Below are 20751 nucleotides of genomic sequence, written 5' to 3'. Positions count from 1 at the left end.
GAGTTTCCCGTTGACTGATCTTTTCGACCCTCGAGCGACCATGAATTCTCCGACTCTCCCCACATACGACGACGTCGCCGCCGCCGCGGCCCGGCTCGAAGGCCACGCGCACCGCACGCCGGTGATGACGTCGCGGACGATCGACGACGCGCTCGGCGCGCAAGTGTTCTTCAAGTGCGAGAACCTGCAGCGCATGGGCGCCTTCAAGTTCCGCGGCGCGTTCAATGCGCTGTCGCGCTTCAACGCGGAACAGCGGCGCCACGGCGTCGTCGCGTTCTCGTCGGGCAACCATGCGCAGGCGATCGCGCTGTCGGCGCGCATCCTCGGCATTCCCGCGACGATCGTGATGCCGCAGGACGCGCCGGCCGCGAAAATGGCCGCGACGCGCGGCTACGGCGGCAACGTCGTGACCTACGACCGCTACACCGAGGATCGCGAGCAGATCGGGCGCGAGCTCGCGGAAAAGCACGGGCTCACGCTGGTTCCGCCCTACGATCACCCGGACGTGATCGCCGGCCAGGGCACCGCGGCCAAGGAACTGTTCGACGAAGTCGGCCCGCTCGACGCGGTGTTCACGCCGCTCGGCGGCGGCGGGCTGCTGTCGGGCACCGCGCTCGCCACGCGTGCGCTGTCGCCGCATGCGAAGCTGTACGGCGTCGAGCCCGAAGCCGGCAACGACGCCCAGCAATCGTTCCGGTCCGGCACGATCGTGCACATCGACACGCCGCGTACGATCGCCGACGGCGCGCAGACGCAGCATCTCGGCAACCTGACGTTCCCGATCCTGCGCCGCGACGTCGACGACATCCTGACCGCGACGGACGCGGAACTCGTCGACTGCATGCGCTTCTTCGCCACGCGCATGAAGATCGTCGTCGAGCCGACCGGCTGCCTGTCGTTCGCCGCCGCGCGGCGGATGAAGGATGCGCTTCAGGGCAAGCGCGTCGGCGTGGTGATCAGCGGCGGCAACGTCGATCTCGAGAACTTCTGCGCACTGGTGTCGGCACCGGCCTGACCGTCACGGCGCGCATGAAGATCCTGTCATGCGCGCGCCGCCCACCCTTCACGTCGCGTTAAGTTTCGCGCCCTAGACTGATTGCGTCGTCCCCGAAGTCAGTCGTATAGGAGTCGCCATGAATACGCACGCGATCGTCGCCGCCGCCTTGGCGGCCGCTTCCCTGTCGGCGTTCGCTCAACCGGGCGTGACGTCATCCGGTTTTCCCGCCGCCTCGCCTCACCCTGCAGTCGGGCAAGCGATGCACCGTTCGCCCGCCATGTTGCCGCCCGCCGGCTTCGTGCTCGCGAAGATCGATCAGAACAATACGCCGCCCGATCGAGGAGACGACCCGGGCGGCCGCACGCACGGCGGCACGCACATGTAACGACACGCGCCGGCCGTCGGCATCCGGAACGACGGTAACCGGTTCCGGCGCGGCGGCATGCATTCGAACCCGGCCGTTTCTTCAGACCTGAAACACTGTCGGCGCGCATCGAACGAAAGGATTTGGAAAGCCGACGCCGGACAATGACGTTTTTTCGCATCCGCGCGCAGCCGGACGATTGACGCGCCCGAGCGCACGCCATTACCCTTGCGCGCTGATGGTTCCCGGAGACGGGATCAAAAGGGAACGCAGGCGAGGCAATGCCTCGAATCTGCGGCTGCCCCCGCAACTGTGAGCGGCGAATCCGTGCCACCGCGTGCCACTGGGAAACCGGGAAGGCCTGCACGGATGGCGACCCGCGAGCCAGGAGACCTGCCATCGACCCGAGGTCCAGCAGCCGCACCGGGCGGGGTGTCCCGATGTGCAAGCACCGCCGTTGGCGGTCGCCCGTTGCATGGACGACCCGACCTCAGGATCCGTCAGATGTCCATCGTTCCCGAACCCGCTTCCCGGCCGGAAGCGTCGCACCGACACGCCGTTGGCATGCGCCCCCTGCTCGCCCTGCGCTCACGATCGCCGTACCCGCCACACGCTTTGTCCCGCCGCCTCATGCACATTCGCCACCTGCTTGCCACGTCCGCCGCCACCGCGCTGTTGTCCCCGCTCGCCCATGCGGCTGGCGACACGGCGCTTGCGCAGCCCACCGTGCCCGCGCCAGGCGCGGACCTCCCGACGATCAGCGTGACCGACACGCGGCATTTGCCCGAATCGTTCGACCGGCGCTACGCGTCGACGCAGGTGCTCACACGTGAGGATCTCGACCGGCTGTCGCCGACCGACCCGAGCATCACGCAGGCGCTCGCGACGCTGCCGGGCGTGACCGTCGCGCAGAACGGCGGGCCCGGCTCGTCCGCGTCGGTCAGCATCCGCGGCTCGTCGGCGAGCCAGGTCGCCGTGTTCATCGACGGCATCCGGATCGGCTCGCCGACCACCGGCATCGCGCCGTGGGCCGACCTGCCGACCGAAGCGTTCGAGCGCGTCGATGTGATCTCCGGCCCGGCCGCCGCGTCGTTCGGCAACAACGCGATGGGCGGCGTCGTGCAGTTGTTCACGCGCCGCGCCGCCAACCAGCCGAACCGGACCACCGTGTCGTTCGGCGGCGGCTCGAACAAGACGTTCGACACGCAGTTCCGCACGTCGGGCACGGTGCCGTCGACGGGGCCGCTGGCCGCGCTCGGCGGGCTCACCTATTCGCTCGGGCTGCACGACTACAACACGGCCGGCATCGATGCGACGCGGCCGTTCTTCTACGGCCACGAAGACGGCCGCAATCCGTATCACGCGCAGGATCTCGATGCGCGGCTCGGCTATGCGCGCCACAACTGGTCGATCTCGACGTTCGCGCTGTACCATCGCTCCGATCTGTCCTACGACAACAGCGGCTACGCCAATCGCGAGCTCGATCACCAACTGACGACCGGCGTTGCGTTCCATCTCGACATCACGCCCGATACGCAGTTCGATCAGTCGTTCGGCTATGCGAACGACCGCCAGTTCATCCACGCGGACAACCCGGCCCTCGCGACGGATCAGATCAATTCGCAGCGGATCAGCACATCGACGTCGCTGACCCATCAGGAGCACGGCTTTCACCTGTTCGGCCTGCCGCTGTCGGGCGAATCGAAGCTCGCCTACGACTTCACGCGCGAACAGGCGTTCCTGCCGGTCGACGTTCCCGGCGGCGTGCCGACGCGCAACGATTCCGCGTTCTCGCTGCATCAGTCGGCGACGCTCGGCAGCGTGACGATGTTCGTCGCCGGCCGTCACGAGGTCGTCGCCGGGCAAGCGGTGAACACCGGCAACGCCGCGCTGTCGTGGGCGATCACGCCGGTCTACACGGCCCGCGTGTCGTATGGCAATGCGTTCCATCTGCCGACGTTCAACGACCTGTACTACCCCGGCTACGGCAACCCGGCCCTCAGCCCGGAACGCAGCACGTCGATCGAGGCCGCGCTCGACGCGAACACGGCGTACGGCACGTTCACCGCGGCGATCTACGACACGCGCGTCAACAACCTGATCGCGTACAACCCCGCGACATTCTCGCCGATGAACATCGGCCGTTCGCACATTCGCGGCATCGACCTGTCGTACAAGGGGACGATCGGCCGCTCGACACCGGTGAGCGTTGCCGTCGGCATCCTGAATCCGCAGGACGAGACCAACCAGACCTGGCTCAACCGCCGGCCGCGCCAGACGGTCAGCCTGAACGTCGACCACACGTGGGACGAACTGAAGCTGCACGCGCTGAGCACGGGCGCGTCGCTGCTGTACGGCGGCTCGACGTTCGACGATCCGGCCAACCGGCAGTATCTGGCGTCGTACCTGACGGTGAGCCTGCGCGCGTCGTACCGGATCAATTCGCACCTGACGGTGTCGGCGTCGCTGTCGAACCTGTTCGACCGGCAGTACATGACCGCGTACGGCTACAACACGCTCGGGCGCACCGCGTTCGGCAAGGTCAGCTATACGTTCTGACGGCCCGGCGCATCGGCGCAATGCGCCACACCGGCACGCGCGGGAAATTGACATCGCGGCAAAAACTAATAGAATTAGTTTCTTGACTAACCCGCATAGAATTCGTCATGGCGCGTGCCGGCATTACCGTGGACAAGCTCGTCGAAGCCGGCGCGCAGCTCGCCGATGAAATCGGCTTCGAGCAGCTCACCGGCGCGGCGCTCGCGCGACATTTCGACGTCAAGCTGGCGAGCCTGTATTCCCATATCCCGAGCTTCGACGATCTCAAGAGCCGGATCGCGCTGTTCGCGCTGCAGGAGCTGGCCGATCGCGCCACCGACGCGCTGGCCGGCCGCACCGGCAAGGACGCGCTGGCCGCGCTCGCGAACGTCTATCGCGACTACGCGCGTGCGCATCCGGGCCGCTTCGCGGCCGCGCGCCATCCGGTGAGCCCCGAGCGCGCGGCCGCGAGCGCGGGCGGGCAGCTCGTCAGGATGACGTCGGCGGTGCTGCGCGGCTACGGCCTGCCGGATACCGAACTGGCGCATGCGATCCGCCTGCTCGGCGGCTTCTTCATGGGCTACGTGACGCTCGAAAGCGCCGGCGGCTTCTCGCACAGCGCGCCGGACGCCGACGCGTCGTGGTCGCGCAGCCTCGATGCGCTCGACGTGATGTTGCGCCACTGGCCTTCGGCTGCATGACACACCGAACGGAACCCAAGCCATGAAAGACAAACCAGACGGCGTCGTGCTGCCGAGCCGTGTCGTTCCCTTCCCGACCTCGATCAGCGACGAAGCGCGAGCGGCGCTGCGACGCCTGACCGGCGATGACGGCGTGCCGCTGAATGCGTTGCACGTGATGCCGGCGCCCGACGATATCGATGCGTGGATGCGCGTGAAGGCCAGCGCCGACGCCCATTACGCGGCTGCGGTCGAGCAACTCGCCGGCTATTTGCGTTCGAGCGTCGAGACGATTCGCGTCGGCGATGCGGACGTGCATGTCGCGACACCCGAAGCGGCGGCTTCCGGCGCCTACGCGACCATCGACCTGCACGGCGGCGCGCTGGTCGCCGGCGGCGGCGCCGCGTGCCGCGCCAGCGCGCAGATGCAGGCCGACCGGCTCGGCATTCGCTGCTACGGCGTCGACTACCGGATGCCGCCGCAACACCCGTATCCGGCCGCGCTCGACGACTGCATCGCGGCCTATGCCTACGTGCTGGAGCGTCACGCACCGGAAAACGTCGTCATCGGCGGCCGTTCGGCCGGCGGCAATCTCGCAGCCGCGATGGTGCTGCGCGCCCGCGACGAGGGCCTGCCGCTGCCGGCCGCGCTCGTGCTGTTGTCGCCGGAAGCCGACCTGACCGAATCCGGCGACAGTTTCGAGACCAACCGGCTGGTCGATGTCGTGTTGCCGGGGCCATTGATGGCGAACAACCTGCTCTACGCGAACGGTGCCGATCTCGCGCATCCGTACCTGTCGCCGCTGTTCGGCGATTTCGCCGCCGGCTTCCCGCCGACCTTCATCCAGAGCGGCACCCGCGATCTGTTTCTGTCGAACGCCGTTCGCCTGCATCGCGCATTGCGGCGCGCACAGGTGCCGACCGAGCTGCACGTGTTCGAGGGGATGCCGCATGGCGGGTTCATGGGCGCGCCGGAGGATATCGAGCTGAGCCAGGAAATCGCGCGCTTCGTGCATGCGCATTTGCGTTCGCATGGATCGAATTGAGCCGGCGATGAACGGGAAAGCCCGCAAGGACGACATCGGCATCGGCCCGGATCGCTGGATCGAATGCGGCGATCTCGCGGGCGGCCACGGGCATGCGGTCGACGTCGATCCGCATCTGGCGGCCGTCATGCCGTTGATCGACGCGCTGGAGATCCACTGTCTCGCCGGATGCTGCGGCATCGACGCGTTCGGCTTCTGGCCGGACGAAATCACCGCTGCGCTCGACACGGCCCCGCGCGCCTAGATCAACCCGCGCACGCCCGCGACCAGCTGGATCGCGCCGAATACCGCGACGACGGCCGCCGACACGCGCGACAGCCCGTGCATGAACGCGAACGACAGCTTCGCGCGCAGCGCGGCGGTCGCGCTGCTCAGGCACAGCCACCACGTGGCCGAACCGACGAACACGCCGGCGACCATCCACGCGACGGTCGCCCACATCGCGCCTTCCCGCGCACCCGGCAGCGGGCCGAGCGCCGCGAAGATTCCGACGAACGACACGATCGTCATCGGGTTCGACAGCGTGAGACCGAACGTCGTCAGGAAATCGCGCAGGACGGTCGAACGCGGCAATTCGCGCTGCCCCGCCGGTGCGGCCGGCGCCTTGCGCGCGATGGCCCACGCGAGCCACACGAGAAACGCGCCGCCGCCGATCTTCAGGCCGACGGTCAGCATCGGGAACGCGGTGACGATGCCCGCGACGCCCAGCGCCCCGAGCAGGCCGTAAATCGCATCGGCGCACGCCGCGCCGATGCCCGTCGCGAATCCCGCCCGGAAGCCGCGGCTCAGGCTGCGCTGAATGCACAGCATGCCGATCGGGCCGACCGGCACCGCGATCGACAGCCCCATCACGACGGATTTGATGAACAGCATCGCCTGCCCCTTGCAACCTCCAGTGGATCGAATAGGCATCGTAGGGAAAGTCCGGCCCCCGCTGAATGCGGTTTTTAAGGAAAAATGGCGGCTCTACCTTAAAAATTCCACTGCGATGGACGATCTGGACTGGAAGGTACTGGCGCTGCTGCAGGACAACGGGCGCATCAGCTATACGGAGCTCGCGCGCCAGGTTCACCTTTCGGTGCCGGCGGTGACGGAGCGCGTGAAGCGTCTCGAAGCAGCCGGTGTGGTCGAAGGCTACACCGCCCGGATCAATCCTTCCGCGGCCGGCTATCCGGTGAGCGCGCTGATCGGCATCACGGTGCCCCAACCGGCGAAAGCGAAGTTCCTCAAGCTGCTGGAGACGATTCCCGAAGTCGTCGAATGCCATCACGTGACGGGCGCGGATTCGTATGTGATGCGGTTCGTCGCCGTCAGCATGGTCCATCTCGAACACCTGATCGAACGCATCAACCTGTACGGCGAAACGCGCACATCGATCGTGATGTCGACGCCGCTGCCGGCGCGTGGGTTGGCGCGGCCGGCGTCGAAGTCCGGCGACACGCGCAGGTAGCGAGCCGCGGTTTCACGATCGTCGGCCGGTCTCGGCCGGGACCGGCGACGACCGGCCATCGCCGGTCATGCGGCCCGGTTCCCGCGTGACGATCGGTACGCGCCGGCTATTTGCCGACCGCGCCGCCGAGCAGGCCGCCCACCAGCGACGTCACCGGCGCGAGCGGATTGGCGAGGCCGCCCAGCGGCGAGCTGCCTCCCGTACCGGTCGCGGCGCCGTCGTGCACAGTGGCCGGGATGCCGCCGACCACGCTCGTCACCAACCCGGAGATCGGCACGGCGCCGTTCGCACCGGTTGGGTTCACGAGGCCGCCCACATTGGTTACCGTGTTGCCGACCGCACGGACGAGATCGCCGACGCCACCGACGATCGGCTGCGGCGACGCGGCGGTCACCTTCCATCCGGCCGACGTGATCGCCCCGCCGACCTGTCCGAGCAGGCCCGCGACCGGCTGCCCGAGGCCGGTTGCGGTGCCGACCTGCTGCGTGAGGTGGCCCGCCGTCGTCACGAGCGGCGTGATCGCGGTGCTGATCGCCTGCGTCGCCTGCTGGACCGGGGCCGACGACAGCGATGCGTCGAGCGTCGCGCCGCCCGTGCGCAGACCGCTCGCCACCGTGTCGAGCAGCCCGCCGACCGGCGTCGTGATCGGCGCCAGCGGCGACAGCGGGCCAGACCCGAGCGCCTTGACGGTTTCGCTGATGCCGCCGACCGGGTTACCGGTCGTGGCTACGACCGTACCGAGGCCGCCGACCGTCGTGCCGACCGGGTTCGGAACGATACCGATCTGGCCGAGACCGCCGCTCACGGCGTCCGACGTATCGCGGATGATCGTGCCGACGCCGATCACCGTATCGGCCGGCCCGACGGTGACGCCCTTGCTGATGCCGGGCACGCTCGCGCTGCCGAGCGTGGCGCCCGCGTCCATCACGATCCCGCCGATGGAGGTGACGATGCCGTTCGTACCCGGCGCGCCGCTCGTGCCCCAGCCGCTGGTGTTGCCACTGCTCGTGCCGCTGCTGCTTGTGCCGCTGCTGCTTGTGCCGCTGCTGCTTGTGCCGCTGCTGCTCGTGCCGCTGCTGCTCGTGCCACTGCTGCTTGTGCCACTGCTGCTCGTGCCGCTGCTGCTCGTGCCGCTGCTGCTCGTGCCGCTGCTGCTTGTGCCACTGCTGCTCGTGCCGCTGCTGCTCGTGCCGCTGCTACTACCGCTAGTCCCACTCGTCCCGCTCGTGCTCGTCCCAATGTTGTTACCAGCAAGCGTCGGCGCCGTAATGTCACTTCCGCCGCACGCCGCGAGCGTACACGCCACGGCAATAGCGGCGAGCGTAACGTTCGTCTTGATGAAATGATTTTGCATGGAAGCCCCAGTCCGCTGATCAGCGCGAACATTTCATCAAGCATCTACCATGCCATCTCCTTTGGTTTCCTTAACAGTTTCACAAACGCCTTGCAATGACCATCCAGACCGCACTGCTCGGCACAGCGCATCGCATGCGGATGGTGCCTCACGGTTCGGCCCGTCCCGACATGTCGATAGCACTGACGTAACACCGGCCCTGCGTTACGTAGCACGAACCCGGAAAGCCGACGGCGTCTACCCGCGCCCGCGCCACATCCTCGTCACGGCCGCTTCACCAGCTTCATGATCGTCAGGGTGCCGTTGACGTTTTCCACCCGAACCCGAACCTTGTCGCCCACATGCAGCGACGAGATCATCGCCGCGTCGCCGGCCTTGAACGCCATCGTCATCGGCGGCATCCCGATGTTGTCGAGGGCGCCGTGCTTCAGCGTCACGAGTCCGCGCCCGGCATCGATTTCCTTGACCTCGGCATCGGTCAGCTTCGCATCCGGCGCCGGCACGTTCGTATCGCCCGACTTCATGCCCGGCATGTCGCCACCCGCAATCACCGGCGTGGCAACGACCGCCATCGCGCACGACATGGCGACAGCGTGAAAGCAGGTTTTCATCGAGCGTCTCCCCCCGGGCCCGGCGCATTTCTGCTGCCAGTCGATGCCACACATCACACGATCAACGTCACGCCGGCCCAGGCAATCAGCACGACACCCAGCACGCGGCCGACACGATCGCCGCCGGGCAGGACCTTTTCCACGAACACGAACAGCGACAACGCGACGATCCACACGACATTCATCACGCCGCCGACGAACAGCAGCGCCATCAACAACCAGCAGCAGCCCACGCAAACCATGCCGTGCCGCACGCCCAGCAGGAAGCTGCCGGCAACGCCAGGACGCCAGTGCGCGACGAGAAACGCCGCCGGCGCGCGGCATTGCCACAGACACGCGCGTTTCAGCGGCGAGAATTGATAGAGCCCGGCCATCGCCAGCACGATGGCGGAAAGGAGTGCGCTCTTCGACCACAACATCATCGCGGAGATCATCCCGGCCGGCTGCAGCAGCGCCTGAAGCAACGCCGCGCCGATCGAGAACGCGAGCCATGTCGTCAGATAGCCGGCCAGCAGCGCCGCCGACGTGAACGCCGATCCCGCCGCCCCGAGGCCGTGCTGCCGCAGCACGCGCCGGTACAGCATCACGAGCGGCGCCGCGCCGGGCGTCATCATCGCGATCATCATCACCCACCACATCGCGATCACGGTCGGCAGAGACGGATCCATGCTGCCCATGCCGTCCGCCAGCCGATGCGGAAACAACGCGACGGCCGTCATCTCCCACGCCGACATGCCGGTTCCCGCGCCGGTCCACAGGTAGAACCAGCACAGGCCGACGAGCGCGGCCATGCCGGTCAGCATGACGGCGCGCTCGCGCGCGAGCCAGGTGTCGAACGGCGTCATGCCGCGGCGCGATGCCGGATCAGCCCGTGGTTGTTCAGATGCAGCCGCGCGAATTGCGCATACGTTCCGTCGAGATTCAGCGCAATGTTGCCCTGCGAACGCCCCGTGCCTGAACCGATCTCGGCCAGCTCGTATTCGAAACCGTGCGGCAGGTCGATCCGCGCGCGATGCTCGGCACCCGTCACCGGATTGTGGATCGGCTCGCCGATGACGTCGAACACCCCGTCCACGTGAATCCGGCCGCGCCGCGCATCGACATCGACGTCGAAATCGATCTTCGTGAAAATCGGATCGAACGCGTGCTCGAGCGTCGACGCATACACCGAGAACATCGTCGCGAATGGATCGGTATCCTGACCGGTCATGATCTTCAGCACGGCGTCGCGTTGCGGCGGACTGGCGCGCTCGTCGACGATCGGCTGGCACTTGCCCATGCCTTCGTGAACGGCGCCCGGCCACTGGAACACCACCGCGATCCTGACGCCGTCGAGCACCACGTCGCCGTAGTGGCCGCTGTCGATCGAAATCGCCCCCATCGCTTCGCAGTTGCCGTTGGTCGGCAACGCATTGAACTGGCAAGGGCAACCGTATGAGCAATTGCAACTGATCATTTCGGTACCCTGAATTTCCCACGGCGTCATGGCTCCACCTCGCGCTGAAACGGACGAACGCTTCGAATCTAGTGCACGCGATCGGGGAAAGCAAAGCAGCAATGGCAGCGTGAAAACCGCGGGCGCCTGCCTCACGTAAGACGTTTCGGGATGCGTTCGCCGCGCTGTTCCGGAAACCGTCCCGTCGCCCGTTCTCACACGAACAACGACGCGACGATCGCGCACCACACCGCGCCGGCACCGCACAGAAACGCGCGCCGCGCGACGAACATTCGCGACTCGTCGTCGGGTGTTTTCATTGGCGAGGTCGCGAGAAACGGCACGCTGACGAGGCACGCGAAACCCGCCAGCGCGGGCACGATCACGACGCAGTCGCCGACTCGCCAGGGCAGCGCTTCGTGCAATCCCCAGTAGCCGAGAAACAGCATGCCCATCGAGGACATCGTCGCCGAGGCCGAGCTGAGCGCGACCACCGATCCTGTCGGAAATTGCACGGGAACCTCCCTTCGCACGGCAGGCGCGCTGCCGCTCATCCAGCCGGGGATCGCGATGATCGCGTCCGCCGGCGCGGACTCACGCGTTCATTTCCGGCTCGAACGCATGGCGTGCGCCTTCGCGGCCGAACAGCGAATGCGCGTTGTCACCGATTGACGGATTCGGCCCGATCGAGTGGTTGTGTCGTACCCGTTTGACAAGGACGCGCGTCGCGCCGCTAACCCGGCTTCTTCGTGCCCTGCGCAACGGAAATCCACCCGACCACGGCCGCGGCGACCCAGCAACAGGTGATCATCAGGTCAAGATCCATCCAGCCCTGGAAATTCGTACTGTTTTCGAAACTGCAGCGCTGATAGCCCCTGATCCACATGCAGCCGCTGACCAACTGCTGGATATGCATGTAGATGCTGTACACGGCAACGGCCGAAGCGATGACGGCGACCCGCAGGCTTATGCTCTTTTTCATTGACGCTGAAGGCGTGGAATGATCTCCCGCCGATCTTAAGCCAATGGCGATGCGTGACGCAATCGATCCGGTATCGACCGATGGTGTACGCGGCATCGTGCGTGCAACCGGTCGCGCACGGCGAAATCGTCGCAACGGAGTCGTCGCGCCCCGTCGCCCGGGCACGCTCGCGAACATCGAGGAATGCGCTGAAGAACGGCCGCGTGCTCGAAGGCAGCCGCGCAGACATGATCGCTAATGCGCTGCCGACAATGGTGCGGGCGCGGGGAGACGCGGCGGCCTGGGCGCATGCGCGCGTGCGGGCATGACGCTTGCGTGGGCTGATGCCCTCGCCTGCTGACAGCACGCTGGCAGCAGGCGGCGCTTAAGGTTGCACGATCGCTGCCCAGGAACGTCGCCATGGCCCATACCGCGGAACTCGCCGACCACGCCCTCAAACGCCGCGGCGTGACCCTGCTCACGTTGTGCATCGCCGTACTCGTGGCCCAGGTCGATACGGCCGTCGTCAACCTCGCCACGCGCGCGATCGGCGCCTATTTCCATGCCGGCGTCGGCGCATTGCAATGGGTCGTCGACAGCTACAACCTCACGTACGCGGTGTTGCTGCTGACCGGCGGGCTGCTCGCCGATTTGTACGGTCGCCGCCGCGTCTTCATGGCCGGCACGGCCGTCTTCACGATCGCGTCGCTGCTGTGCGCGCTGGCGCCGTCGGTGTCGGTGCTGATCGCCGCCCGCGCGCTGGCCGGCGTCGGCGCGGCGCTGCTGCTGCCGGCGTCGCTCGCGATCGTGCGGGTCGTATGGCGCGACCCGGTCGAGCGGGGCCGCGCGCTCGGCATCTGGGCCGCGTGCAACGGCGTCGCGATGGCGATCGGCCCCACACTCGGCGGTGTGCTGATCCGGCACTTCGGCTGGCGCAGCATCTTTTTCGTCGTCGTGCCGCTGAGCGTCGCCGCGATGCTGCTCGCGATCCCGGCCGTGCCCGAATCGTCCGATCCGCACGGCCGGCATTTCGACGGCGCGGCGCAAGTCACGGGCGCACTCGCGCTCGGCGGGCTCGCGTATGCGGCGATCGTGTTCCGCGAGGCGCCGGTCGCATGCGCGATCGCCGGCTGCATCGCGGTCGCGTCGTTCGTCGCGTTCGTGGCGATCGAGCGCCGCCACGGCGAATCCGCGCTGGTGCCGCTCGACATTTTCCGGATCGGCGCGTTTCGCGGCGCGATCGCCGCGACCACCGGCATGACGTTCGGGATGTATGGCGTGCTGTTCCTGCTGCCGCTCACGTGGCAGAGCACCGGCCGCCTCGATTCGACCGGCGCGGGCCTCGCATTGCTGCCGATGGCGCTCGTGTTCGTCGCCGTGTCGCCGTGCTCAGGGCGGTTGTCGGAACGCATCGGCACACGGGTGACGACGGCCGGCGGCGTCGCGGTGATCGCGAGCGGGCTCGCCGCGATCGGTGCATCCGCCGGTTCGTCGAGCCTGCTTGGTGCCGAGATCGGGCTCGCAATGACGGGGCTCGGGATGGGGATCGCGACAGGCCCGCTGATGACCGTCGCGGTCGGCGCCGTCGAGGCCGCGCGCTCGGGCACCGCGAGCGCGCTCGTCAACGTCGCGCGGATGACCGGCGCGACGCTCGGGATCGCGGTGCTCGGCACGCTGTTCGCGGCCGCGCATGGCGGTACCGCGGGGTTGCGCGCGGCGATGTTCGTCGGTGCGGCGGTGCAGTTGGCGGGCGCTGTCGGGGCAGCGATCAGTGTGCGACGCGCGCGCCAATCGGCGTGACGCTGCGCGACCGGCTGCACGAGCGCCGCCGCGGGTCGCATGCGCCAGTCGCAGACGATGGCCTCAGCCGATATCTGCCGCCGAATCAACGATGCTTTCCGCCATGCTTGCGCGCCCGATGTGCGGCACGCTTCTGCAACAGCGCTGGCATCAGTTCCTCGATGTATTGCCGCGCCTGCCCGCGCGTGACGATCTCGCTGAACCGCCGGTGAGCCTTGTCCTGACCGACCAACGCCGCATGCGCTTTCCTCAGGATCTGCAGATAGGCGATCAGGCTCGTGCCGTCGCGCACGGGCAGCGCATCGCGCGGATCCGGGGTCGGGGTGGTACTCATGTTCCGATCCTTTGCGGACAATCGGTCCGGCATGTCGCCGTGACGAGCGCGAGCAGGTCATGGGCGAGGCGATCGCGGTCGGTCAGCGGCGCGAGGCCGAACAGCCGCTCGAGCGTCGCGGCCACCGACGCGTGGTCATACTGCGTGTGATCGACGTGCCCGGCCGCGACCCACGGCGAAATCACGATCGCCGGCACGCGCACGCCGTACACGTCGAAGCCGAAGCCGCTCGCGTTCAGCGTCGCGGGCGCGCCATCGTTCGGGGGCGGCGCGGCGCCCGGCCGGACCGAATCGTAGAAGCCGCCATGCTCGTCGTAGACGATCACGAACAGGCTGCTGTTCCATACCGGCGAGTTGCGGATCGCGTTGTACACGCGTGCGGCGAGCTGGTCGCCGCCGGCCAGCCCGTCCATCGGGTGCTGCGAGCTGCCGTTCCGGTAGGTGCCGTGCACGATGTCGCCATAACCGGGCTCGATGAACGTGTAGCGCGCGGTGTAGCCGGCCGCGAGATCGGCTTCGAAATGCGCGAGATCGTCGATATCGAAGAAGCTGATGCCCTTCAGCGACGCGACCCGCGGCACGTGGCCGAGCGGGTCGCCCGTCTGGTCCTGGTAGATGCGCCAGTTGTCGTCGCCGAGTGCGGCGAAGATCGAACCCTTCGGGTAGGGAAACCCGTCCAGTGCATCCCAGCCGCACATTTCTTCCTTGGTCGGCGAATGGTCGAGCCCGGCCGACGACGCGCCGTGCAGAAAGAACCGGTTCGGCCAGGTCGGCCCCGGCATCGATGCATGCCATGCGTCGCACAGCACGAACGCATTCGCGAGCGCGTACAGCGACGGTGCCTGCGTCGCGGCGTCGACGCCCTGCATGATCTTGCCCGCGTCGGCCGGCTGCGGCGGCGTGCCCTCGGAATGCGACGTCGCGTAGTTCGACACGAATCCCGAATTGGCGACCGGCGGATACGCGTGCCCTTGCACGAACGGCACGCCCGCGCCGCAGAGCTGTTCGAGCACGTCGGTGAATTCGTGACACGGATCGGTCGGCATCCGGTCGGGCGCGCCGCCGCCGAACGGATAGACCGCGCCGCCGTACGCGTTGCTGTTGCCCGGCGACGCGGCGACGATGTCGGCGATGCCCGACAGCGCGAACAGGTGATCGAAGGAACGGTTCTCGAGCATCAGCACGAACACGTGCTGGATGCGATCCCGAACCGACGGGGATGCGGGGGCGGCGTCTGCACTCATGGCGCCTCCTGGCGTCGCGCGACGAATGTCCGGCCGGCACGGCCGTTGGCCCGTTGAAAGCACTGAAGGGATTGAAAGCCGCGCGCGGGCCGCGCATTGCCGACGAGTGTACGACCGCGCCGGCCCGCGCGTAAAGCCGCGGGCGAACGGCGTCGCAGCGCGTGCGGTCAGTCGTCGACGGTATGGACCACGATGCGTTTCGCCGGCTCGAGCGGTGCGTGACGGGGGGATTTCCTGCGGGACGCGGCTGCCTGAGCGTCGTACACGCGCGGCGCCGGTAAAGGCGAGAGGCAAAAGAAGTCGCTGCGGCGCGACGGCGCCGCCGGCGATCGACGAACGGCACATCGTGCGCCGTTCATCCGGCTCGTCCAGCCAAGGGGCCGAACAAGTGTCGAACGGTGCGCACTGTTGCGCACCGTTCGTGGCCGCTTAGCGGCGCGGCTGCCCGCTTCGCGGCGGACGCGGAGAATTCGCGTCCTTGTGCCGGAAGTTGATGCGGCCCTTGGTGAGGTCGTACATCGACAGTTCCAGCGTCACGCGATCACCCGCGAGAATGCGGATGTGGTTCTTGCGCATGCGGCCCGACGCGTACGCGCCGACCACGACGCCGTTCTCCAGCGTGACGCGGTATTTGCTGTCCGGCAGCACTTCGTCGACGATTCCGTCCAGTTCCAGCAGTTCTTCTTTTGCCAAACCAATTCCTCCAGAGGTGATTGACCGCGGCCGCGGCGACTGCCCGGCGCCGGCTCCCGCAACGGGACGGCGGCCGGCAGGCGGCCGGGATCGGTTCGTTCAGACGGGCCATGGGCCTGTCTTGCGATCGGAGCCCGGCGCATTGCGGCGGTCGGGCGGTCAGTGGCGGCGGCGCAATGAGCGCGCCGCGCAAGTCGGGACCGCGCCGGCTACGGGGCATGGCGGCGGCCTGCTCGGGTTGATGCGTTGAAGCGGTGATGCGCTGGCGAAGCGACGAGCGCTTCGCGAGGGCGTTGCGTCGCACGCGGGTCACGCATGCGATGAGGGAGGCGTCACGACCGATGCATCGTGAATGTCGCGATGCATCGGTCGTGCGCATCGGAACGCACGGGCCGCCGTCATGCGGCGCCCGCGCGATACTCCATCCGGCCTCGGCCGCCGCATGGCGACCGCTGCCGATGCGGCTTACTGCGGCGTGATGTTCGACGCTTGCAGACCCTTCGGGCCGCGCTTCACTTCGAAGCTGACCTTCTGGCCTTCGGCCAGGGTCTTGAAGCCCGTGCCGCGAATTTCCGAGAAATGGGCGAACAAATCGTCGCCGCCGTTGTCCGGGGAAATGAAACCAAAGCCCTTGGTTTCGTTGAACCACTTGACGGTACCGGTATCCACAAATACTTCCTTAATACAAATAATTGAACATGCGCCCTCGGCGGGCACAGAAAGAATCAAAGAGGGAGAGACCAACGACTGCCGCACGGTGTGCGGCCAATGATGAGCAATCGAACTTCTTGACGACTTCGGTCTCGGACACTACGCGGTAACGGCCGCTTCGTCAAGTTATTTTGATGCGACGCACAAGTGCCGACCTCCGGGCGCCGTCACGGACGCCAACCGGTCGAGGGCGTTACATCGCCTGTCGGAGCGCGAGGACGGGCGGTAAAAGGCAGGGATTGCGGCGTGAAAACGCGCGGCAGCGGATTCGGTGCCAGGAGCGTGAAACGTGGCGACCGTGTCGAACCGGCCACGGGAGCCAGACGTCGTGCGCCAGCCTGCCAGCGAGCCGCCTCGCCGGCTTCGCGCGACGGCGGCGGCCGCCGCGACGCTAGTCGAACGGATTCAGCAACCGGACGCCTGTACGAGCGAAATCGTCGACGTTGCGCGTGACAACCGTCAGATCGTTGATCAGCGCGGTGGCCGCGATCAGCTTGTCAAGTTCGTGCGTCGGATCGGGCACGCGCAAATGCCCCCACATCTGGCTGATGTCGATATCGACCGGCAGGATGTTCGGCGCATAGCCGGACAGGATCATCCCGATCCAGGCCTCGAGCGCCGACGCCTGGCTGTGATCGCCGCGATGACGAATCAGGTCGACACCGCGCCGCAACTCGGCCACCGTCACGACGGACAGATAAAGCGGGCTCGCATCGGCTTCGGCCTGCGCGAAGAACGCCCGCACGCCGCGGTTGGTTCGCTTGCCCTTCCTGATTTCGCTGATGACGTTCGTATCAATCAAAAACACGCCTGACCTCGCCTGAATCCTGAACACGTTGGAAATCCGCGTCTTCGCCAACCTCTGGCATGCTCATCAGCGCTTGCGCAAAGGTCCGCCGCTTCGGCCGGCCGAGCGCTTCGGCCAGAATGGCTCGATGTTCGGCCTCGGCGCTCCTGCCATTGGCCGCAGCCTGCTCGCGCAGGCTTTGAACGAGAGTGTCATCCACGTTACGCACCAGAAGATTTGCCATGAGTACCTCCATCCAGATTTGCTATCAATGATAGCATCGCGAAGGTAAATTGCAAGCATTGCTATCACCTTCGTGACCGGACAGAACACTGAGTCGGCGTGGACCAGCGGCAGCCGACGATGAGAATTTCGTCCCTCATTCGCCGCTGCTCCGACGCACCGAACTGCTGTCGCTCAAGGTAAGCCGGAGCGGGACGATGTGGAAGCCGGCCGGATGGCCAGTCGAGTGCATCGCATCGATAACGGCGAATGTCGGGCCGGCGAGGAACGGGAATTGCGGCGCGAGCGTCGTCGTGCGACATGCGCTCCGAGTACGGGGTGTCGCATCGATTCGCGCTGAAACATCGTGTTGCACAACGCGCCGCGATCATCGCCGTCGTTTGATACCATCGGATCACAAGACCGGCGATCGAACGCCGTGCGAAGCGCGCAGAAGACCTTGCATCGACGCGGACCATCCGTGCCTGAAATCCCGATCCAAGACACGAGACGCTCTTCAGTGGACTTTGTTACGCCCTCTCTGGAAACCCTGTTCTCCCCGACACCCGACAAACTCTACTTCCCGGCATGCGTTGCGGCCGTGGCGATCATCGCGTGGCTCGTCGCCCGACACGTGCCGTTCTACCGATCGGCCGTCGACAAGTCGCTGTCGATGCGCTATCGCAATCTCGACGGGTTCCGCGGCCTCCTGGCCACCTCCGTGGTCTTCCATCACTTCGCGTGCAACCAGGCGTTGCTGTCGACCGGCGTCTGGGGTGCCGGCACCGACTTCCTGCGCAATCTCGGGACGATTCCCGTCGCGATGTTCTTCATGGTCACCGGGCTGCTGTTCTGGGAACGCGCATGCAGAGGCGCACTCGACATGCGGACCTTCTTCGTCGGACGCGTGCGACGCATCGCGCCGCTCTATCTGTTTTACGCAGCCGTCATCGTCATCTGCACGCTTTACTGGTTTCCCCGCAACGCCGTCGGCGCACCGACGCAGTTGCTGGCCGACCTGCTCAAGGCCGTTTCGCTCGGCTGGTTCGGCGCGTTCCCGATCAACGGAGCGGAGCGAACCCCGTATCTGAGCGGCGTCTGGTGGACCCTCGCCTACGAATGGCGGTTCTACGTCGCCGTTCCGTTTCTCGCGTGGTTCGTCGCCACGCGTGCGTGGCGCAAGCTGCTCGCGCTCGCGATCGTCACGGCCTGCGCGGCGCTGTTCGGGCCGCCCGGTGGCATGGCGCTGCTGTTTGCGTTCGGCGCGGTGGCCTACGAGGTGTCGCGGCATCCCGCGATCCGCGCGCGGCTCGCGACGAAACCGGCGGCGACCGTCGCGCTGCTGATCCTCGCGATATCTCCGTCTCCGGCCGAACGCTATTCGCTCGCCGGCGCGCTGCCGCTGCTTCCGGTGTTTCTCTGCATCGCCAGCGGGAACACGTTCTACGGCGTGCTCAAGACCCGGCCGCTCGCGCTGCTCGGCACCGCCAGTTTCAGCATCTACATGATCCACATGGTGATCGTGTACATGATCGTTCACGCGTTCGACAAGTTCGTTTTCCCGATCAATTCGGCCGACGACTCAGGCATCTGGGCGCTCGCGCTGGCATCCGCGCTGGTTGCCGTCTTCTGTGCGCTGCTGACTTACCGCTACGTCGAGCATCCGTTCATCGCAAAACGCAACGACACTCGGTCGGCACGCCGCGCGGCCGAAATCGCTCGCGAGCGTCAAACGGCCACGACGTGACCTGTTCGCGGCTCAGAAGCGGTACGAGATGCCGATCTGCAGGACCGGATACCACCGATAGCGGGACATCATCTGCCGCAGCGAGTCGAGCCCGCTCGCGACCAGCACCGGGCTCTTCGCCGGCCCGGCCGCCGCGCCGCCCCTGCCGACGATTACGCCCGCTGCGATGATCGACGTGCACGCCTACCCGCGCGCCCTGCCTGATCGCCGGATGCTCGGCGATCAACCGCTCGACCTCCGCCGGATGGCGTTGAAACCGCCGACGACGAACATCTCCCCGATGCGGTTGGCGAGACCGCTTCCCGACGACCGGCGGAATCGGTACCATCGAGCGGGCGCCGCGCGACCGTGCACCGGCGCCGGACTTTCGTACCACCGATTTCGCCATGTCCCGGGAACCCACACATTCCGCGTTGCTCTGGATCGTCGCCGCTGCGTTCTTCATGCAGTCGCTCGATACGACGATCGTCAACACCGCGCTGCCCTCGATCGCTCAAAGCCTGCAGGCGTCGCCGCTCGCGATGCAGCCCGTCGTGGTCGTCTACACCCTGACGATGGCGATGCTCACGCCGGCCTCCGGCTGGCTCGCCGACCGGTTCGGCACGCGTCGCGTGTTCTCGGTCGCCATCCTCGTGTTCGTGCTCGCGTCGATCGGCTGCGCGGCGTCGCACACGCTCGGCCAGCTCGTCGTCGCGCGCGCCGTGCAGGGCATCGGCGGCTCGATGCTGCTGCCGATCGGACGGCTGGCCGTGCTGCGCCGCGTGCCGGGCGAACAGTACGTCGCGGCGATCGCGTTCGTGTCGATCGCCGGCCAGCTCGGCCCGATCGTCGGGCCGACGCTCGGCGGCTGGCTCACGCAGGCGATTTCGTGGCACTGGGTGTTCATCGTCAACGTGCCGGTCGGCGCGATCGGCTTCGTCGCGGTTCAGCGCTACCTGCCGCACGACCAGGCGACACAACCGCCGCCTTTCGACTTCATCGGCTGTGCGCTGCTGTCGGCCGCGATGATCGCGTTGTCGCTCGCGATCGACCCGCCGATGTCCGCGCACCGCGCCGCGTGGGCGGCCGGGCTCGCGGGGCTCGGCCTGGCGAGCGCGCTGGCGTACCTGCCCCACGCACGGCGACGCACGCAGCCGCTGTTTCGGCTCGGGTTGTTCCGCGAGCCGAACTTCGGGTCGGGGCTGCTCGGCAACCTGCTGTGCCGGATCGGCACGAGTTCGGTGCCGTTCATGCTGCCGCTGCTGATGCAGGTGCAGCTCGGCTATACGCCGCTGCAATCGGGGCTGATGATGCTGCCGGCCGCGATCGCGGGCGTCATCGCGAAGCGGTGGATCGCGCCGCTCGTGAAGCGCTTCGGCTATGCGGCGTTTCTGGTCGTGAATACGGGGATCGTCGGCTGCGCGATCGCGGGGTTCGCGCTGGTGTCGGCGCGGCCCGCGCCGGTGCTGGAAAGCGCGCTGCTGATCGTGTTCGGCGCAGCGAATTCGATGCAGTTCGCGGCGATGAACGGCGTGACGCTCAAGGGGCTGTCGCACGCCGACGCGGGCAGCGGCAACAGCCTGTTCACGATGATGCAGATGCTCGCGATGGGGCTGGGCGTGTCGATCGGCGGCGGGCTCGTCAACCTGTTCGCCACCTATCGGGGCTCGATGGCGCACGGGTTCATGCTGTCGTTCGCGTGCATGGGCGCGGTGACCCTGCTGTCGTCCGTCGTGTTCCGGCGGATCGATACGGCCGCGCCGCCGGCCGGTGCGGCGGCGCGCCCTTCCGCCTGATCG

At 67.2% G+C, this 20751-nt stretch carries 25 protein-coding genes and 1 riboswitch; of the genes, 12 read left to right on the top strand and 13 right to left on the bottom strand.

What is annotated here, in order from left to right; genetic code table 11:
• Positions 1–40 precede the first annotated feature (40 nt).
• The 6 genes from C4B30_RS03610 to C4B30_RS03585 all read left to right on the top strand — a co-directional run bounded on the left by C4B30_RS03610 (position 41) and on the right by C4B30_RS03585 (position 5868).
• The gene (locus C4B30_RS03610; protein WP_105131751.1) at positions 41–1015 is read left to right on the top strand and encodes a threo-3-hydroxy-L-aspartate ammonia-lyase; all 975 of its coding nucleotides are present in this window, start codon (positions 41–43) and stop codon (positions 1013–1015) included.
• A 118-nt stretch (positions 1016–1133) separates the two neighbouring features.
• Positions 1134–1382 carry a hypothetical protein gene (locus C4B30_RS03605; RefSeq protein ID WP_089501806.1) on the top strand — a complete coding sequence of 83 codons (249 nt, stop codon included), beginning with the start codon at positions 1134–1136 and terminating at the stop codon, positions 1380–1382.
• A gap of 201 nt (positions 1383–1583) precedes the next feature.
• Positions 1584–1776: riboswitch (cobalamin riboswitch) on the top strand.
• A 215-nt stretch (positions 1777–1991) separates the two neighbouring features.
• On the top strand, positions 1992–3920 hold the full coding sequence (locus C4B30_RS03600) for a TonB-dependent receptor domain-containing protein (RefSeq protein ID WP_105131750.1): 1929 nt from the start codon (positions 1992–1994) through the stop codon (positions 3918–3920).
• Between the two features lie 107 nt (positions 3921–4027).
• Entirely contained in the window at positions 4028–4600 is a 573-nt protein-coding gene (locus C4B30_RS03595; RefSeq protein WP_105131749.1) for a TetR/AcrR family transcriptional regulator, read from the top strand.
• A gap of 22 nt (positions 4601–4622) precedes the next feature.
• Positions 4623–5624, top strand: coding sequence for an alpha/beta hydrolase (locus C4B30_RS03590; protein WP_105131748.1), 1002 nt, complete (start codon positions 4623–4625; stop codon positions 5622–5624).
• Between the two features lie 7 nt (positions 5625–5631).
• A complete protein-coding gene (locus tag C4B30_RS03585) occupies positions 5632–5868 on the top strand; it encodes a DUF6331 family protein (protein WP_234015378.1) in 237 nt (78 codons plus the stop codon).
• Here the strand turns inward: C4B30_RS03585 and C4B30_RS03580 are convergent.
• The gene (locus C4B30_RS03580) at positions 5865–6497 is read right to left on the bottom strand and encodes a LysE family translocator (RefSeq protein WP_105131747.1); all 633 of its coding nucleotides are present in this window, start codon (positions 6495–6497) and stop codon (positions 5865–5867) included. The genes C4B30_RS03585 and C4B30_RS03580 overlap by 4 nt on opposite strands.
• Positions 6498–6612: 115 nt before the next feature.
• Here C4B30_RS03580 and C4B30_RS03575 point away from each other — a divergent pair, with 115 nt between their 5' ends.
• Entirely contained in the window at positions 6613–7074 is a 462-nt protein-coding gene (locus C4B30_RS03575) for an Lrp/AsnC family transcriptional regulator (protein WP_105131746.1), read from the top strand.
• Between the two features lie 106 nt (positions 7075–7180).
• Here C4B30_RS03575 and C4B30_RS03570 read toward each other — a convergent pair whose 3' ends face one another.
• From C4B30_RS03570 to C4B30_RS03545, 5 genes are all read right to left on the bottom strand, one after another.
• Positions 7181–8428, bottom strand: a complete 1248-nt coding sequence (locus C4B30_RS03570) for a collagen-like triple helix repeat-containing protein (RefSeq protein WP_199779036.1) — start codon at positions 8426–8428, stop codon at positions 7181–7183.
• Positions 8429–8691: 263 nt separating this feature from the next.
• Positions 8692–9039: a copper-binding protein gene (locus C4B30_RS03560; protein WP_105131792.1), complete on the bottom strand. Its 348-nt coding sequence runs from the start codon at positions 9037–9039 to the stop codon at positions 8692–8694.
• A 53-nt stretch (positions 9040–9092) separates the two neighbouring features.
• Positions 9093–9884 (bottom strand): DUF2182 domain-containing protein, encoded by a 792-nt coding sequence (locus C4B30_RS03555; RefSeq protein WP_105131743.1) that lies wholly within the window; start codon positions 9882–9884, stop codon positions 9093–9095.
• Positions 9881–10525, bottom strand: coding sequence for a DUF1326 domain-containing protein (locus tag C4B30_RS03550; RefSeq protein ID WP_105131742.1), 645 nt, complete (start codon positions 10523–10525; stop codon positions 9881–9883). The genes C4B30_RS03555 and C4B30_RS03550 overlap by 4 nt, the downstream gene beginning before the upstream one ends.
• 164 nt (positions 10526–10689) lie before the next feature.
• Positions 10690–10989 (bottom strand): hypothetical protein, encoded by a 300-nt coding sequence (locus tag C4B30_RS03545; protein WP_027780748.1) that lies wholly within the window; start codon positions 10987–10989, stop codon positions 10690–10692.
• On the opposite strand from C4B30_RS03545, the gene C4B30_RS35565 reads away from it, so the two are divergent.
• A complete protein-coding gene (locus C4B30_RS35565; protein ID WP_199779038.1) occupies positions 10922–11146 on the top strand; it encodes a hypothetical protein in 225 nt (74 codons plus the stop codon). The two genes, C4B30_RS03545 and C4B30_RS35565, sit on opposite strands and share 68 nt — an antisense overlap.
• Before the next feature lie 61 nt (positions 11147–11207).
• Here C4B30_RS35565 and C4B30_RS03540 read toward each other — a convergent pair whose 3' ends face one another.
• Positions 11208–11456 carry a hypothetical protein gene (locus C4B30_RS03540; protein WP_027780749.1) on the bottom strand — a complete coding sequence of 83 codons (249 nt, stop codon included), beginning with the start codon at positions 11454–11456 and terminating at the stop codon, positions 11208–11210.
• A 53-nt stretch (positions 11457–11509) separates the two neighbouring features.
• Here C4B30_RS03540 and C4B30_RS03535 point away from each other — a divergent pair, with 53 nt between their 5' ends.
• Positions 11510–11764 carry a hypothetical protein gene (locus C4B30_RS03535; protein WP_158683369.1) on the top strand — a complete coding sequence of 85 codons (255 nt, stop codon included), beginning with the start codon at positions 11510–11512 and terminating at the stop codon, positions 11762–11764.
• Between the two features lie 91 nt (positions 11765–11855).
• Positions 11856–13235: an MFS transporter gene (locus C4B30_RS03530; RefSeq protein ID WP_105131740.1), complete on the top strand. Its 1380-nt coding sequence runs from the start codon at positions 11856–11858 to the stop codon at positions 13233–13235.
• Between the two features lie 85 nt (positions 13236–13320).
• Here C4B30_RS03530 and C4B30_RS03525 read toward each other — a convergent pair whose 3' ends face one another.
• The 6 genes from C4B30_RS03525 to C4B30_RS03495 all read right to left on the bottom strand — a co-directional run bounded on the left by C4B30_RS03525 (position 13321) and on the right by C4B30_RS03495 (position 17248).
• Positions 13321–13569, bottom strand: a complete 249-nt coding sequence (locus tag C4B30_RS03525) for a hypothetical protein (protein ID WP_105131739.1) — start codon at positions 13567–13569, stop codon at positions 13321–13323.
• Complete coding sequence (locus C4B30_RS03520) at positions 13566–14813, bottom strand: alkaline phosphatase family protein (RefSeq protein ID WP_105131738.1); 1248 nt, start codon at positions 14811–14813, stop codon at positions 13566–13568. Before C4B30_RS03520 ends, C4B30_RS03525 begins: the two co-directional genes overlap by 4 nt.
• Positions 14814–15242: 429 nt before the next feature.
• Positions 15243–15506, bottom strand: coding sequence for a translation initiation factor IF-1 (infA, locus tag C4B30_RS03510; RefSeq protein ID WP_027780754.1), 264 nt, complete (start codon positions 15504–15506; stop codon positions 15243–15245).
• A gap of 465 nt (positions 15507–15971) precedes the next feature.
• A complete protein-coding gene (locus C4B30_RS03505) occupies positions 15972–16175 on the bottom strand; it encodes a cold-shock protein (RefSeq protein WP_006483056.1) in 204 nt (67 codons plus the stop codon).
• A gap of 433 nt (positions 16176–16608) precedes the next feature.
• Entirely contained in the window at positions 16609–17025 is a 417-nt protein-coding gene (locus C4B30_RS03500) for a type II toxin-antitoxin system VapC family toxin (RefSeq protein WP_234015377.1), read from the bottom strand.
• Positions 17012–17248 carry a FitA-like ribbon-helix-helix domain-containing protein gene (locus C4B30_RS03495; protein ID WP_027780756.1) on the bottom strand — a complete coding sequence of 79 codons (237 nt, stop codon included), beginning with the start codon at positions 17246–17248 and terminating at the stop codon, positions 17012–17014. The genes C4B30_RS03500 and C4B30_RS03495 overlap by 14 nt, the downstream gene beginning before the upstream one ends.
• 498 nt (positions 17249–17746) lie before the next feature.
• Here C4B30_RS03495 and C4B30_RS03490 point away from each other — a divergent pair, with 498 nt between their 5' ends.
• Positions 17747–18973 (top strand): acyltransferase family protein, encoded by a 1227-nt coding sequence (locus C4B30_RS03490; RefSeq protein WP_105131736.1) that lies wholly within the window; start codon positions 17747–17749, stop codon positions 18971–18973.
• Positions 18974–19359: 386 nt separating this feature from the next.
• Positions 19360–20748, top strand: a complete 1389-nt coding sequence (locus C4B30_RS03485) for a DHA2 family efflux MFS transporter permease subunit (protein ID WP_105131735.1) — start codon at positions 19360–19362, stop codon at positions 20746–20748.
• Positions 20749–20751 lie beyond the last annotated feature (3 nt).

It is taken from the genome of Burkholderia sp. BE12, assembly GCF_002959955.1.
Classification (GTDB): Bacteria; Pseudomonadota; Gammaproteobacteria; order Burkholderiales; family Burkholderiaceae; genus Burkholderia.
This window is presented reverse-complemented; position numbering and strand designations above follow the sequence as displayed.

Bases quoted from the DNA above. Each gene is read 5' to 3' on its own strand.
- C4B30_RS03610 (WP_105131751.1), top strand. From the start codon at position 41: ATGAATTCTCCGACTCTCCCCACATACGACGACGTCGCCGCCGCCGCG.
- C4B30_RS03605 (WP_089501806.1), top strand. From the start codon at position 1,134: ATGAATACGCACGCGATCGTCGCCGCCGCCTTGGCGGCCGCTTCCCTG.
- C4B30_RS03600 (WP_105131750.1), top strand. From the start codon at position 1,992: ATGCACATTCGCCACCTGCTTGCCACGTCCGCCGCCACCGCGCTGTTG.
- C4B30_RS03595 (WP_105131749.1), top strand. From the start codon at position 4,028: ATGGCGCGTGCCGGCATTACCGTGGACAAGCTCGTCGAAGCCGGCGCG.
- C4B30_RS03590 (WP_105131748.1), top strand. From the start codon at position 4,623: ATGAAAGACAAACCAGACGGCGTCGTGCTGCCGAGCCGTGTCGTTCCC.
- C4B30_RS03585 (WP_234015378.1), top strand. From the start codon at position 5,632: ATGAACGGGAAAGCCCGCAAGGACGACATCGGCATCGGCCCGGATCGC.
- C4B30_RS03580 (WP_105131747.1), bottom strand. From the start codon at position 6,497: ATGCTGTTCATCAAATCCGTCGTGATGGGGCTGTCGATCGCGGTGCCG.
- C4B30_RS03575 (WP_105131746.1), top strand. From the start codon at position 6,613: ATGGACGATCTGGACTGGAAGGTACTGGCGCTGCTGCAGGACAACGGG.
- C4B30_RS03570 (WP_199779036.1), bottom strand. From the start codon at position 8,428: ATGCAAAATCATTTCATCAAGACGAACGTTACGCTCGCCGCTATTGCC.
- C4B30_RS03560 (WP_105131792.1), bottom strand. From the start codon at position 9,039: ATGAAAACCTGCTTTCACGCTGTCGCCATGTCGTGCGCGATGGCGGTC.
- C4B30_RS03555 (WP_105131743.1), bottom strand. From the start codon at position 9,884: ATGACGCCGTTCGACACCTGGCTCGCGCGCGAGCGCGCCGTCATGCTG.
- C4B30_RS03550 (WP_105131742.1), bottom strand. From the start codon at position 10,525: ATGACGCCGTGGGAAATTCAGGGTACCGAAATGATCAGTTGCAATTGC.
- C4B30_RS35565 (WP_199779038.1), top strand. From the start codon at position 10,922: ATGCCCATCGAGGACATCGTCGCCGAGGCCGAGCTGAGCGCGACCACC.
- C4B30_RS03540 (WP_027780749.1), bottom strand. From the start codon at position 11,456: ATGAAAAAGAGCATAAGCCTGCGGGTCGCCGTCATCGCTTCGGCCGTT.
- C4B30_RS03530 (WP_105131740.1), top strand. From the start codon at position 11,856: ATGGCCCATACCGCGGAACTCGCCGACCACGCCCTCAAACGCCGCGGC.
- C4B30_RS03525 (WP_105131739.1), bottom strand. From the start codon at position 13,569: ATGAGTACCACCCCGACCCCGGATCCGCGCGATGCGCTGCCCGTGCGC.
- C4B30_RS03520 (WP_105131738.1), bottom strand. From the start codon at position 14,813: ATGAGTGCAGACGCCGCCCCCGCATCCCCGTCGGTTCGGGATCGCATC.
- C4B30_RS03495 (WP_027780756.1), bottom strand. From the start codon at position 17,248: ATGGCAAATCTTCTGGTGCGTAACGTGGATGACACTCTCGTTCAAAGC.
- C4B30_RS03485 (WP_105131735.1), top strand. From the start codon at position 19,360: ATGTCCCGGGAACCCACACATTCCGCGTTGCTCTGGATCGTCGCCGCT.